Source organism: Sedimenticola hydrogenitrophicus, assembly GCF_029017505.1.
GTDB lineage: Bacteria > Pseudomonadota > Gammaproteobacteria > Chromatiales > Chromatiaceae > Sedimenticola > Sedimenticola hydrogenitrophicus_A.
In genome coordinates this window covers 17,559-31,366 of sequence record NZ_JAQGEI010000005.1, presented here as the reverse complement: position 1 = coordinate 31,366, position 13,808 = coordinate 17,559, and the positions used below count along the sequence as shown (strand labels likewise).

The window sequence follows — 13,808 nt, the reverse complement described above, 5'->3', positions numbered from 1 at the left end:
TCAGACGATCTCCTCCGGGAAATAGCGCAACACACTGCGCAGGGGGTTGGGTGCGGCCTGGCCCAGACCACAGATCGAGGCATCCTCCATCACCTGGGCCAGCTCCCCCAACAGCGCATGATTCCACTGCTGTTCCGCCATCAGGTCAGCGGCCTTGCGGGTGCCGACCCGGCACGGGGTGCACTGACCGCAGGACTCATGGGCGAAAAAGCGCATCGCGTTCAGCGCCGCGTCGCGCACGCTGTCCTGGTCCGACAGCACGATGACAGCAGCCGAACCGATGAAGCAGCCGTGTGCCTGCAGCGTATCGAAATCAAGCGGCAGATCAGCCAGTGAGGCGGGCAGGATGCCGCCCGAGGCACCGCCTGGAAAATAGGCTTTCAGCGTGTGTCCCGGCAGCATGCCGTCGCAGTAGTCGTCCACCAGTTGACGCAGGGTGATGCCGGCCGGCGCCAGATGCACCCCGGGGCGCTTCACCCGTCCGCTTACCGAGAACGAGCGCAAACCCTGACGACCGTTGACGCCGTGGCCGGCAAACCAGTCGACGCCCCGCTCCAGGATGTCACGCACCCAGTAGAGGGTTTCGAAGTTGTGCTCCAGCGTGGGCCGACCGAACAGCCCCACCTCTGCCAGGTAGGGGGGACGCTGCCGCGGCATGCCCCGCTTGCCCTCCAGTGATTCGATCATCGCCGACTCTTCACCGCAGATGTAGGCCCCGGCGCCGCGCCGCAGATGAATCGGGGGCAGGGCTATGGGTTGCTCCATTTTCAGGCGCTGCAGTTCCCGCTCCAACAGCTGGCGACAACCGGCGTACTCGTCACGCAGATAGATGTAGATCTCGTCACAACCCACCGCCCAGGCGGCAATCAGCATCCCTTCCAGGAAGCGGTGCGGATCGCGCTCCAGGTAGTACCGGTCCTTGAAGGTGCCCGGCTCACCCTCATCGATATTCACCGCCAGCATGCGTTTGCCGGGGAAGCCGCTAACGATGCGCCACTTGCGTCCGGCGGGAAAGCCGGCGCCACCCAGCCCGCGCAATCCGGATCCCTCCATCACCCGCATCACCGACTCGCGATCCCGTTCACCCGCCACACAGGCCTTAATCAGGGCGTATCCCCGCTCCCGTACATAGCGACTGTAGCCGATAGCCCGGGATGGCGGAGTGTCCGATATATCGCCCTCCGCAACCGCCCGCAGAACCCGCTTGGAGGTCGCCCGGGCTACCGGCCGGGTGCCCACCACCGCCACCGGGGCCTCCTGGCAACGCCCTACACAGGGAACCTTTTGGATACGCACCTGCGCCGGATCCAGCCCTTCGCTGAGGGCGTCGATGAGCCCGCGCGCGCCGGCCAGCTCGCAACTCACCGAATCACACACGCGCACGGTCAGGGGAGGCGGCGGTGTCTCGCCCTCCTTCAGCACATCGAAATGGTGATAGAAGGTGGCCACCTCGTACACCTCCACCGGTGAGAGCCGCATCAGGTCCGCCAGGGCCACCAGATGATCCGCCGACAACGCCCCATAGCGGTCCTGAATCAGGTGCAGATACTCGATCAGCCGATCCCTTGCCGGACGCTCTCCCCGCAGCAGGTCGGCCACCTGCGCCCTCGCCTCCGGTTTAACGCTGCGCCCCCGGCGGCCACCGCGACGTCTGCCCTGTTGCTGCTTACTCATATCTAAAGACCCGTTGTACGCCCATGTTTGAATGGCTAACCGGCGGCACCCACCACCTGCGTCAATCCTACCCGACGAGGATGGGCCCTTTGCGGCCGCGCTGCCACATCGTCCAGTGCCAGCGGCACACGCCGTAACGGCTGCCGCCGCTTATCGAAACGCTGCCACAGCGTTCGATAACGCTCTCCCCGCTGGGGGTGGCGCGCCTCGCCGGCTATTTCTGCCAGCGGGCAGAGTACAAAGGCATACTGCTCGATATCGGGCCGGGGGACGAACCGGTCATTCACCGGCCCAACGTAGTCGCCGTACAACAACAGATCAAGATCGAGGGGGTAGCGCCCCCCCGACGTCCCGCCGCGCACACGTCCGCAGGCCTGTTCGATTTGATGCAGGCGCTGCCTTAGCGCGGCCAGCGGTATTGTAGTATTCAGACCGATAACCAGATTATAGAAATGACCCTGTGCACTGCCCACAGCCCGGCTCTCATATACCGAGGAGAGGGTCAGTGCACCGAAACAGGCGCCCAGCTCTCGCACCGCGGCCTGGATGTTGTATGCGCGCTGATGGTTACTGCCAACACCAATGTAGACCCGGGGCATGTTGTCTTCCGCTTATGAGTAGTGATACCACAGGAGGACCTGTGACCTGACCGGCGCTTCGAGCAGGGATCAACGCCCGGCGCCCGAACGGCCTTGATGGTAACGGGCTATGCGGCCCCGGGGACAGCTTGAATGCGACCTGTTGCTTGGCGGCGGCGACTTGGGGCCCAACCGCTCGGGAACATCACCGGAGTGGACGCATAGTATGCGTATAGCGGTTTGGGTCCGCTTCACAACAGGCGCAACCGCTGCGGGTGGCCGCATCGGGCGGACAGGTGACCGGACAGCAGGCGTTTCGGTAGCTCGCCCGCCGCCTTTTGTTCCCCACGCGACATATCGCCCTGTACATCGCGGTTAGTGATTGAATTCACCCCCCACTCTGGTGACAATCTTCGATAACCGTTTCCTCGGACGGCCATTGGGGGCGCTTGGGCCGCCGCCTGACTCGTGCGAGCGAATTCGCTGCTAACCTATAACAACATTTATCAACGGCTCTCAGACTGGAATAGATATCGTGCATGCTGAACAGCTTGAAATCGCCGGATTTCTTGAAAAAAACCCTCCCTTTGATGAGCTCTCCCAGGAGGCGCTTCATGAATTGGCGCAGCAGGTGGAAGTGGCCTATTACCGGGCCGGCAGCGATATACTCAATTTTGCCGAGCCGTTGCAGGACCTTTATGTCATCAGGCGCGGTGCTGTTGAGACCTATCGACGTACCGGGGAACTCTACAACCGGCTTTCGGATGGTGATGTGTTTGGGCAGATGGGTCTGTTGATGAATCAGCGGGTTCGTTTTCCGGTCAAGGCGATCGAGGACACCCTGGTCTACTGCATCCCGTTTGAGCAGTTTCGAGACTACTGTGACAGGTATGAGACCTTCGCCGACTATTTTGAATCCGAGAGCGAGAGCAGCTCCCTGCTGCGCAAGGCGGTCTCCGCACAGCACGATAACAACGATCTAACCACGGTGAAGGTAAAGGGTCTGATGCCCAGGGAGTTGGTCACGATTACCAACCGGGCCTCGATCCGTGAAGCGGCCGAGCTGATGACGGCTAATCATGTCTCCTCCGTACTGGTGGTAAACCAGTCTCAGCGGGAGGCGGATGATCCGGGACTGGTCGGCATCATTACCGACCGGGACCTGCGGGAGCGGGTCCTGGCATGTGGTATCGACCCGGCTTCCAGTGTGGACCAGATCATGTCAAGCCGGATCATCACCCTGGATGACAACGCCTACGTGTTTGAGGCCATGCTGTTGATGCTCAGACACAATATTCACCATCTGCCAATCGTGCAGCGACAGAAGCCGGTGGGTGTCCTGGCCCTGTCTGATCTGATACGGCATGAATCACAGAGCAGCATCCTGCTGGTGCGCAGTATTTTCAAGATGTCCAGCATAGAAGAGCTCAAGGCCCATGCAAGACAGCTACCGGCGGTGTTCGTGCGTATGGTGAAAGAGGATGCGAACTCACATATGATCGGCAGTGCCATGGCAGTGATTGGTCGCAGTTTCAAGCAGCGTCTGCTGGAGCTGGCCGAACAGCAGTTTGGTCCGCCACCGGTGGACTACTGTTTTCTGGCTCTGGGTTCCATGGCACGGGATGAGCAGCTGATCTACACCGATCAGGATAATGCCATGGTGCTGGATGACAGCTATCGTGAAGAGGAGCATGGTGGTTATTTCGAACAGGTGGCGAAATTCGTGAGCGATGGTCTGGCCGATTGTGGCTATGCCTATTGCGACGGGGAGGTGATGGCCACCAACCCAAAATGGCGCATGACCCTAAGCGGCTGGAAACAACACTTTTCGGATTGGATCGATGAGGCCAGTCCTCAGGCACTCCTCAACAGCAATATCTTTTTCGATTTGGACGGAGTCTGGGGGCGAACCGATTGGGCCATTGATTTGCGTCGATTCATCACACACAAGTCAAAGAATAACCGCAAGTTTCTCGCCAGCATGGCCCGCAACGCGCTTAATCGTAAGCCTCCGCTCGGATTTTTCAAGGAGTTTGTATTGGAGAAAGATGGCCAGCATAAAGATTCCATGAACCTGAAGCGACGCGGTACCGCGCCGTTGTCTGATGTGATTCGCGTACATGCGCTGGCGGTCGGTTCGATGGCGGTCAACTCGTTTGAACGACTGGATGATGTGATTGAAGCGGGCTTGTTGCCGGAGGGAAAGGGGACCGATTTGAGTGACGCGCTGGAGTATATCTCCATCGTACGCATACGGCACCAGGCAAAGCAGATCGAGTCCAGGGAAACGGTCGACAACAATGTGCACCCGATACACTTGACCAGTTTTGACCGCCGAAACCTCAAAGAAGCGTTTCAGGTAGTCAGTAGTGCACAGAGTTTTCTCAAGTACCGCTACAACTCCAACATCCCGATGAAGTAGCCTGATCCATGTCCGACACCCCAAATACCCCACCACCCGCGAAGGCACCACGACAGGATTGGCCGGAGTATTTTGATCAGCTGGCGCTTCAATGTCAGAACCATTGGCTGCACCGCTACTATGCCGGAGGCGTGGTCAGTGGTGACACGGCGATGATCAATACACCGCTGGTGGCGATGGATTTTGAGACCACCGGTATGAATGCCGCAGTGGACGATATTGTCAGTATCGGTCTTGTGCCCTTCTCACTGCGCCGGATCTTTTGTCGTGAATCGGCGCATTGGCTGGTAAAGCCCAGGCAGGCGTTGACCGAAGGATCGGTGCTGATCCACGGGATCACCCATTCGGACATCAATGCCGCGCCCGACCTTGAAGTGATACTGGAGGCACTGCTGACGGCCATTACGGGTCGAATTCTGGTAGTGCACTACCGACATATCGAACGGCAGTTTCTTGCCCAGGCCCTGCTGGAGCGCCTGGGTGAGGCCATCACATTTCCGGTCATCGATACCATGGCGATTGAGCATACCGTGCTCAGGCGCCGGCAGGGACTTGTGGACCGTATGTTGAAACGCTCACCCAGGGGGCTACGACTGGGTGACTGCCGCGAACGGTATGGTTTGCCCCACTACCACGCGCATCATGCGTTGACCGATGCGCTGGCAACTGCGGAACTGTTGCAGGCGCAGATCGCCTACCATTTTAGTGAAGACACACCACTGGGCGAACTCTGGCTGTAAATGAAAAAATCCGGCACATGGCCGGATTTTTTCATGCAGGAAGGCAGGCTTGGATTAACGTGAATCGACCGCCGCCGCCTGGCTACTTCTGCTGCGGGGTTCCGTACTGAAGCCCATGAGCAGACTGACACACATCAACAGCAGTACGATGGTGAACGGCAGACCGGTGGATATGGCGCCGGCCTGCAGGGCCTGAATCGCCTCCGTTCCGCCGATCCACAACAGGGCCGCGGCGATGGCTCCCTCGGTAGTGGCCCAGAAGATACGTTGTGGTACCGGGGCGTCGATCTTGCCGCCGGCGGTGATGCTGTCGATGACCAGAGAGCCGGAGTCGGAGGAGGTGATGAAGAACACCAGCACCAGTACGATCGCTACCACCGACAGCAGGGTGCTCATCGGCAACTGTTCAAACATCTGGAACATGGCCAGGGGAACCTCGGTCAGGCCCTTTTCACCCAGGGCACCGACCTTGTTCACCACCTGATCAATGGCGATGCCGCCATAGATGGACATCCAGAGCGTGGTCACCGCGGTCGGCACCAACAGTACAGCGACGATAAATTCGCGAACGGTACGGCCCGAGGAGACGCGGGCGATGAACATACCTACAAACGGTGACCAGGAGATCCACCAGGCCCAGTAGAACACGGTCCAACCCTGGAACCAGGCTTCGTCTTCGCGCCCGTGAGGATTGCTCAAGGGGATGATGTTCTCCAGATAGGCGCCGATTGTGGTGGGCAGGTTACCCAGGGCGATGGCGAAGCCGAGCAGAGCCACGACAATCAGCAGGGCGAAGGCGATCACCATGTTGATGTTACTGAGCAGCTTGACGCCGCCTTCCAGGCCGCGCACCACCGAGATCACCGCCAATGCCGTGACAACGATGATGACCAGGATCTGCAGCCCGATACCGCTCTCAATGCCGAACACGTGATTGATACCAGCCGCCGCCTGTTGCGCACCCAGGCCAAGTGAAGTGGCGAGTCCGAACAGGGTGGCGAGTACCGCCAGGATGTCGATGATATGTCCGGCCCAGCCCCAAGTCCTATCACCCAGTATTGGGTAAAAAATTGACCGGATAGAGAGGGGGAGGCCCTTGTTATAGGTAAAGAACGCCAGGGAGAGTGCGACCACAGCGTAGATCGCCCAGGGATGCAGTCCCCAGTGGTACATGGTGGCGCCCATCGCCATACGTGCGGCCTCCGGCGTATTGGCCTCTACGCCAAGTGGCGTTTCGTACCATCCCGTCAGGTAGGCAACCGGCTCTGCCACACTCCAGAACATGAGACCGATGCCCATGCCGGCGGCAAACAGCATCGCCAGCCAGGAGAGGGTGGAGTGTTCCGGCTTGGCGTCCTGGCCGCCGAGCCGGATCTTGCCGTAAGGTGAGACCACCAGCAGCAGACAGAAGATAACAAAGATATTGGCGGACCACATAAAGAGAACATCGAAGGAACCGATAATGTCCCATTTCAGGCCGTCCAGCAGTTTTTTGGCGGCCGCCGGATCGGCAACCAGCGTGGCGATCAGAAACAGCAGAATAAGCCCGGCACTGATACCGAAAACCGGGTTATGTATGTCGAAGCCCCACTTCTGGATATTATCCTGTCCCACCGAATAATCGGTGTTCTCGATACTGTATTTGTCGTGCTCTGAGTTCATAAAACTCCCCCTCTGGCGCTGCGCGCCGATACCGGATGTGGAAGCCCAAGGTTATACAGAAGCCTGGACAGGTCTCTGTATTGGATGTCCATTGTATGCTACGGTTCGATGCTACAGGGCCTCTCGTAAGGTTATAAGACATTGAATAATCAATGAAATGTTTCGCAAATCTAATTATAGCGCTGACAAGTGTAAAACAATAAAGGGCACTGAAAAGGCCTGAAACCGACCAGTTTTACATGAAATGAGACAAGCCTCTTGTTTTCGGACGTGCCAACAAGTTGGCAACCTCAAGGAAGAGTATGTATTAACAATGACTATTTTATTAAGTCGGTAAGGATCAGGAAAAGAGATTCAGCGATTGATCATGCACAAGAGAATTTATCAATTGAAGTCCGCTACGCTCTAAGGACACGGCAAGCAGTACAGGAGGTTATTCAAAATGAAACCGGGGCACGGTTAGCCATGTGCACGGTGAACTTGATTATGAACAATCTTCATGTTCACCACCGCGCAAGCCAGACTCTTTAACCGAAACAGCAAATCTGATCTTGATACCGGAATGTGCCTACCAACAACTCGTACAGTATCAGGTCTGTTCATGCGTAGGGGAACCCATCTCGGAGAAGGCCATATACATTGGCAGATGATGCACGCTGGGATAGAATGGTGCCCAAGAGCATATCCGTCCCGTCGGAAGTCTTTACGCAAGCGAATCGCTTGAGATTCGGTAATGTCGGTAGACAGTGACTGGCATCGGATTATGTTCAAGCCACCCGTTTTACTGCTTAGTGGAGGTAGGATGTGAGTAATGCACCCAAGACCAGGCCCAAGGTTCCCGAGGGCAAGTCGCGATTTCTGATCACCCGTCAGAAAGAGGCAAATGAAAAGGGTTTCGTGGGCTACGACACAATCTGGGAATCGTTCCAGAAAGAGCAGGAATACACAACCCCAAAGCGCCCCTGACCCCAGGATCCGCGGGTCCCGCCGCTACGGGCGCGCGACCACCCCATCCAGCAGCTACTCACGTCCCTCCTATACGCTACCGACTGCCGTAACGGTCATCAGATCGGGATCTGGGTGCCCTCGGGCAGATCAGGCCCTGATTCAATCTTGCCACCGAACTGGATCTCTTCGTCAGTGGCGTCGCGAACCAGCAGTATCTCAAGCCTGAATACCACTTCTCGACCGCAAAGCGGGTTGTTGCCATCGATGGTGATGTAGTCGCCGACGATGCGCGTCACCAGGAAACTTTTGGTCTGCCCCTTGTCGTTCTCCATCAGGATGGCCGTACCGACTTCGCAGTATTCATCCGGTACGTTATTGATGTTTTCGGTAATGACCAGGGATTCGTCCCTGGGTCCATAGAGCTGGCTGCAGTCGATCGGCACTTCGATGGTGTCGCCCGCTGCCTTACCCTCCAGCTCCCGCATGACAGCTGGGGCCAGCACCTCATTGATCCCCTGCACGTAGCCCAGAGGATACTCTATTTCGGTTAGAACACTGTCAGTGTTGACGTCGATAACCTTGTATTTAAGTTCGACGTATTTCCCGTCTACGATGATCTCTTTGCTAGTCTCAACCATGCTCGTCTCGTTAGGGGACAGATGTCCTAAAAGATAGAAGCTCCGAAGATTTTGACTTCGCCGTCCTCGTAGCCGAGTACCATGCGACCCAGCCACTCGCCCTCTTTCTTGGTACTCCTGACACGGTACAGGCATGTGACATGCTCCCCGCGGCGAATGAAACCCAGGAAGTCGTAATTCGGATCCAGACTCCGCGTCAGCTCGCTCTTGGCGAACTGCTTGCCCACCTCCACCTCGTTGAGCCCGAACAGCAGGTTATAGGAGAACTTTTTGATGAATTTTCCGTACTGCCCCTTGTTGGAATAGGTGATCAGGTCTTCCCACATGGGATGGGCGAACTCCTGAAGCTCCTCATCCGTATGGTCCAGGATGTTTTTGACGTCTTGTGACTTTTCGGGTGCTTCGGTCATCATACTCATCTGCCTACCGGGTCAATATCGCGTGTTCGTCATAAAAGCAAAAAAGTGGCCAGAAGCCCTAGGGATCGTCAGGTTTTGCAGAGATCCCTCGTCTGACACGCCTGTAGACTACTCGCTCTCATCATCGACCAGGTGATAACAGGGCGCCTTCTCCATGGTGTACTCACCTGTTTTTGGATCGCGCCGGGAAACGGTCAATACATGCCAGTTCTCGTCATCCAGCTTCATCGCGTCACCACGGTAGTAGTAGCCGGGCCAACGGGTTTCCTTGCGGAACAGGGTGTGGTGCATGACTGCCTCGGAAGTGAGATGGCGATGCTTCAGCTCCCACGCACGCAGCAGTTCGTGTATATCCTCTGCAGCCAGCTTTTCAAGGTCTTCTTCCATGATCTTTAGTTTCTTGAGGCCAATGTGCAGCAACTTGTCATTGGTCATGTAGTTAACCGATGCGCCACCGGCGTATTCATCCATCAGCTTCTGCAGACGATCGAGTCCCTGACGCGGGTTGATATAGTTGGGGTTGACCGAACCCGCGGTTATCTCATTGCGGTATACACGGTAGTGCTCCATCGGCTTGTAGATATCTGTTCCGCGATCCTCGATCTGTTTCTGGGATACCACGATACCTTCAGCCTTGCCGTCATCGATATACTTGCAGGCAGCCTTGGCGGCCAGACGGCCCTCGGTGAAAGAGCCCGAGGAGAATGCGTGCGGGGTGCCCCCGACGGCATCACCGGCACCGAACAGACCTTCCACCGTGGTCATTCGATTGTAGCCCCAGAAGTATTCATCGGGAGACACATCCTCGGGACCCGAGCACCAGGCGCCGCAACCGGTCGCATGTGAACCCATTACGTAGGGCTCGGAAGTAGTGAGTTCAGGGTTCTCGTTTTTCGGGTCCACATCGGTAGCCGCCCAAAGTACCGCCTGACCGACTGTCATACCCAGGAAGTTGTGCCAGCCGATCTCTTCAAGATGCGGGTCCTGGAAGGCTTCCATGGTCACCATGTGAATCGGACCGCGACCGGCATTGACCTCACTGATCAGCGCATGGTTGCGCAGGCAGGTCGGTATCGGGCGATGGGTTGCATGGGAAACTTCCGGATCGAGATACTCCTTACCGACCATCTCCTGAAGCTGCGGCCACCACTTGGATTCATACTCTTCCCCCAGACAGTTCTGGGTGTAGGTCTTTAGGTGCAGAAAGTATGCACCTACCGGGCCGTAACCGTCTTTGAATCGAGCCAGTACGATGCGGTTCTCCATCTGCGTCATCTTGGCGCCGGCGCCAATCAGCAACCCGTAGGCTGAGCCCGATGACCACGGCGCATACCAGACGCGACCAGCACCTTCACCCACCGAACGTGGCTTGAATATGTTGGAGGCGCCGCCGGCGGCAACCACCACAGTCTTCGACTTGAATACGTGGTAGTTACCGGTACGCACGTTGAAGCCGACCGCGCCGGCCACGCGGTTCTCCTTGGATTCATCCATCAGCAGATGGGTTACGCAAATACGGTTGAATACCTTGTCAGCCGACTTCTTCGCGGCCTCTGCGACGATCGGCTTGTAGGACTCGCCATGGATCATGATCTGCCAACGGCCTTCACGCTGGTAAGCGCCGGTATTGGGATCGCGCATCAGCGGCAGGCCCCACTCTTCGAACTGGTGTACGGCGGAGTCGACGTGGCGCGCCATATCAAACGCCAGATCTTCACGCACCATGCCCATCAGATCGATACGCGCATAACGCACGTGATCTTCCGGGTTGTTCTCACCAAAACGGGTACCCATGTAGCAGTTGATGGCGTACAGGCCCTGTGCCACAGCACCGGAACGGTCGATATTCGCCTTCTCGGCGATCACGATCTTCTTGTCCTGCCCCCAGTACCTGGCTTCCCATGCAGCACCGGTACCGCCGAGACCCGCACCGCAGACCAGGATATCAATGTTGTCTTCGACGATTGTTTCGTAAGCCATCAGTAGTACACCCCTGCTTTCAATTTCAGACCATTGGACTTGAGGGTGTGTATATCACCATCATCGAGTCGCAGATACTTGGGTTCATTGAACAGCAGCTCGCTGTCGCGCTGCTCCTTGGTAGGAGCCGACACGTCACGCAGCTGAGGGATGCAGGTGCCCCAGGGCTTGGTGGTGATAGGTGCCAGCAGTTCCATCTCTTTCTGGCCGTTACGGAACTTGATGCGCCAGGCGATGACGCCTTTCTCTTCGTCGCGCTTCACGCGTACCGAGTGGCCCAGGGGGGCGAAATCCGCATAGCCCCGAACGTCGATCGCCTGATGCGGGCAGGCCTTGACGCAGGAGTAGCACTCCCAGCACATGTTGGGTTCGATGTTGTAGGCACGACGGGTGACCTTGTCGATATGCATGATGTCCGAAGGGCAGATATCGACACAATGACCACAACCGTCACAACGAGTCATATATACAAAAGTTGGCATTGAAGGCTCCTTACTTTTGAAGATTTATTAGTAGTGACGAGGCGGTTCGCGGCTGATACCGAGCCCCATATTGGGCGGGTTTGTCCCCATGTATTCGGGGATATCGGGATACCTTTTCTGCACGGCAGGATCCGTCAGATCGTAATCATCGGGAAGGTTTTCGCGAGAACCATCCGCCATGATGACCTTTTTCTGATAAGCCGCGGCAGGTTTGAAGAACATGTGCGCGAACTTGGACCAGTAGACACTGCCGAAGAGCACCGTGGTGCTGGCGATGAACAGCACGAGGAACAGCCTGTTCAGTGCGCCGGCCCCCAGGGTGACTGACCAGAGCAAGGCGAAGGTCGACGTAGCGAGCAGGCCAATGATGAAGATGTCGCCGCGTCCGTTGAAGTTGTACCACTTGACACCTTCAGAGAAGAGGTCTACGCGGATGGCGAACCAGAACCAGTAACCGCCAACGGCGAGAGCCGTCGCCCCCAGATGCCAGAGAATCGGCCAGACACCTGCATTGGCTTGCGTTGCGTAGCCGAAAATCAACACCGCTGTACTGATGACAAAGACGATGAAGCCCCACATCGTGAGCAGGTGAGAGGCGCGGCGACGGGGATTCTTGAACTCCGAAGAGGTCAGTACTTCGTTAGCCACAGTCCGCACCGCAAGCGATGCCTTTTCGCCACCGCCCAGGATGCGCTTGGCATTTTTCTCTGACTTTTTCGCATTTTCGAAAAAGTACTGGGCGCTCTTCTTGTGCATCATGTCAAGGATGGTGCCAACGACCACCAGGATGACCATCAGGATGATGTACCCCTGCATGATGGAAGGCGAAATGAGTGCCGAAAGCTCGGCAAACGGGTTGCTCGCGATCATGAGAATCTATCTCCTTGACTTGTGTTTCTACACACGGCAGTGTGAATTGATTTGAACGCCATTACCACAAGTTATGGTTTTTGGGGCCATAAATTCGACTAAGGTGTGAGCGCGACTGACCTGCAGAGGGCGGCGCTGGCCACCAGCAAGACCGCGGAGCCCATCTCGCCGGTCTATGCCGGCCGATCTGCGGGTGGCAGGACGTAATCCGCCGTAACGGAATCCTCCATGTCGGCTCGACGCCCTCCCTTTTAAACGCCCCGAGGGCCACCATCAATGATGGATACCTCAACGTGGTAAAGTTGGTACTCCACTGAAAACAACGGCTAAGGGAGGCGTAATCCACGTGGGCTTGATGTCTACGCCACACAATGTCACCGCTCAGCACGCCTTTCGCAAGATACAAGACTCCTATGCTGACTATAGGATAGAGGAAGCATAAACATCCTTTTCCGCGCTGGTCAACAGGTATTTCACAAGCAGCAACAAGGCATCCACCCCGCTATCACCGCGGCATCTCACCCGCCCTCCCCCGGCTGAAGACGAAATATGTACGTTTTGGCGCCACCTCCTGGCGACATTCACGGCTGCGGCCAACCACAGCCCTACCGTTTCTATAAAGGCGTCGGGAGACGCCGCGGTATGTGGGAGGCAAGCTGGCAAGATACCCTATCTGCCACAGGAAGGACGTCAATCGAATCGGCCGACGCCTGTTTGGGCCAGCTTGAGCGCTTTGGCGCGCTTTCATCTGCACGGTGCTGGCACAGCTGTATTTGCTGGTGGTTAAGCAGGTTTCACGATGCGCAGGGCGAGCTTGCGCGCTTCATCCAGAAACAGTACAGAAGAGGCGATCAGCGTCGCCAGCCCCCAATCGGCCGCTCGCAAGTCGACGGTATTGAAAATCGCCTGTGCCGGCGCCCAGTGCACCGCCATGATCTGCAACAGCATCACGCCCAGGAGCGCCAGCCAGAGTTTACCGTTTTTCAGGAAGTTGCGGTTGAACGTGCTGCGAAATTCGGCACGGGCGTTGAACACGTTGAAGACCTGGAACAGCACGAAGGTGGTGAAGGCCAGGGTGAGGGCGTAGGCCTCGCTCGTGGTCTGCAGAGCGAACCAGAACACACCCAGCGTGCCGACCATCATGGTGGCGCCGTACAGGATCAGCCGGGCGAGGCGGGACCAGGTAAGAATTTGGGAATCGGGACGCCGGGGCGGATCTTGCATCAAGCCGGGGCGCGGCGGTTCGATACCGAGGGTCATCGCCGGCGGGCCGTCCATGATGATGTTGATCCACAGCAGCTGGATCGGTGTGAAGGGGGTGGGCAGCGCGAGAAGGGTGGCGGTGAGCACCGTGAAGATCGCGCCAACGTTGGTGGAGAGCTGGAAACGAACGAA

At 57.3% G+C, this 13,808-nt stretch carries 12 protein-coding genes; 2 read left to right on the top strand and 10 right to left on the bottom strand.

The window, feature by feature from the left end:
- The 3 genes from O9K64_RS04270 to O9K64_RS04260 all read right to left on the bottom strand — a co-directional run bounded on the left by O9K64_RS04270 (position 1) and on the right by O9K64_RS04260 (position 2,644).
- Positions 1–1,674, bottom strand: a complete 1,674-nt coding sequence (locus O9K64_RS04270) for an NAD(P)H-dependent oxidoreductase subunit E (RefSeq protein ID WP_275096847.1) — start codon at positions 1,672–1,674, stop codon at positions 1–3.
- Positions 1,675–1,709: 35 nt separating this feature from the next.
- Positions 1,710–2,273: a 2-amino-4-hydroxy-6-hydroxymethyldihydropteridine diphosphokinase gene (gene folK / locus O9K64_RS04265; RefSeq protein ID WP_275096846.1), complete on the bottom strand. Its 564-nt coding sequence runs from the start codon at positions 2,271–2,273 to the stop codon at positions 1,710–1,712.
- Between the two features lie 230 nt (positions 2,274–2,503).
- Positions 2,504–2,644, bottom strand: coding sequence for a hypothetical protein (locus tag O9K64_RS04260; RefSeq protein ID WP_275096845.1), 141 nt, complete (start codon positions 2,642–2,644; stop codon positions 2,504–2,506).
- A 143-nt stretch (positions 2,645–2,787) separates the two neighbouring features.
- Between O9K64_RS04260 and O9K64_RS04255 the strand changes: the two genes are divergently transcribed.
- Entirely contained in the window at positions 2,788–4,674 is a 1,887-nt protein-coding gene (locus tag O9K64_RS04255) for a DUF294 nucleotidyltransferase-like domain-containing protein (RefSeq protein WP_275096844.1), read from the top strand.
- 8 nt (positions 4,675–4,682) lie between these two features.
- Complete coding sequence (locus tag O9K64_RS04250) at positions 4,683–5,414, top strand: 3'-5' exonuclease (RefSeq protein WP_275096843.1); 732 nt, start codon at positions 4,683–4,685, stop codon at positions 5,412–5,414.
- 54 nt (positions 5,415–5,468) lie between these two features.
- Here O9K64_RS04250 and O9K64_RS04245 read toward each other — a convergent pair whose 3' ends face one another.
- The 7 genes from O9K64_RS04245 to O9K64_RS23620 all read right to left on the bottom strand — a co-directional run bounded on the left by O9K64_RS04245 (position 5,469) and on the right by O9K64_RS23620 (position 13,691).
- Entirely contained in the window at positions 5,469–7,076 is a 1,608-nt protein-coding gene (locus O9K64_RS04245; protein ID WP_275096842.1) for a BCCT family transporter, read from the bottom strand.
- Positions 7,077–8,140: 1,064 nt separating this feature from the next.
- Complete coding sequence (locus O9K64_RS04240) at positions 8,141–8,662, bottom strand: FKBP-type peptidyl-prolyl cis-trans isomerase (RefSeq protein ID WP_275096841.1); 522 nt, start codon at positions 8,660–8,662, stop codon at positions 8,141–8,143.
- Between the two features lie 26 nt (positions 8,663–8,688).
- Complete coding sequence (locus O9K64_RS04235; protein WP_275096949.1) at positions 8,689–9,072, bottom strand: hypothetical protein; 384 nt, start codon at positions 9,070–9,072, stop codon at positions 8,689–8,691.
- Positions 9,073–9,189: 117 nt separating this feature from the next.
- Positions 9,190–11,061 carry an adenylyl-sulfate reductase subunit alpha gene (aprA, locus tag O9K64_RS04230; protein ID WP_275096840.1) on the bottom strand — a complete coding sequence of 624 codons (1,872 nt, stop codon included), beginning with the start codon at positions 11,059–11,061 and terminating at the stop codon, positions 9,190–9,192.
- A complete protein-coding gene (aprB, locus tag O9K64_RS04225; RefSeq protein WP_275096839.1) occupies positions 11,061–11,543 on the bottom strand; it encodes an adenylyl-sulfate reductase subunit beta in 483 nt (160 codons plus the stop codon). Before aprB ends, aprA begins: the two co-directional genes overlap by 1 nt.
- 27 nt (positions 11,544–11,570) lie before the next feature.
- Positions 11,571–12,359, bottom strand: a complete 789-nt coding sequence (locus tag O9K64_RS04220) for an adenylyl-sulfate reductase (protein ID WP_335342235.1) — start codon at positions 12,357–12,359, stop codon at positions 11,571–11,573.
- A gap of 837 nt (positions 12,360–13,196) precedes the next feature.
- Entirely contained in the window at positions 13,197–13,691 is a 495-nt protein-coding gene (locus O9K64_RS23620; protein ID WP_335342229.1) for a cation-translocating P-type ATPase C-terminal domain-containing protein, read from the bottom strand.
- Positions 13,692–13,808: the final 117 nt, after the last annotated feature.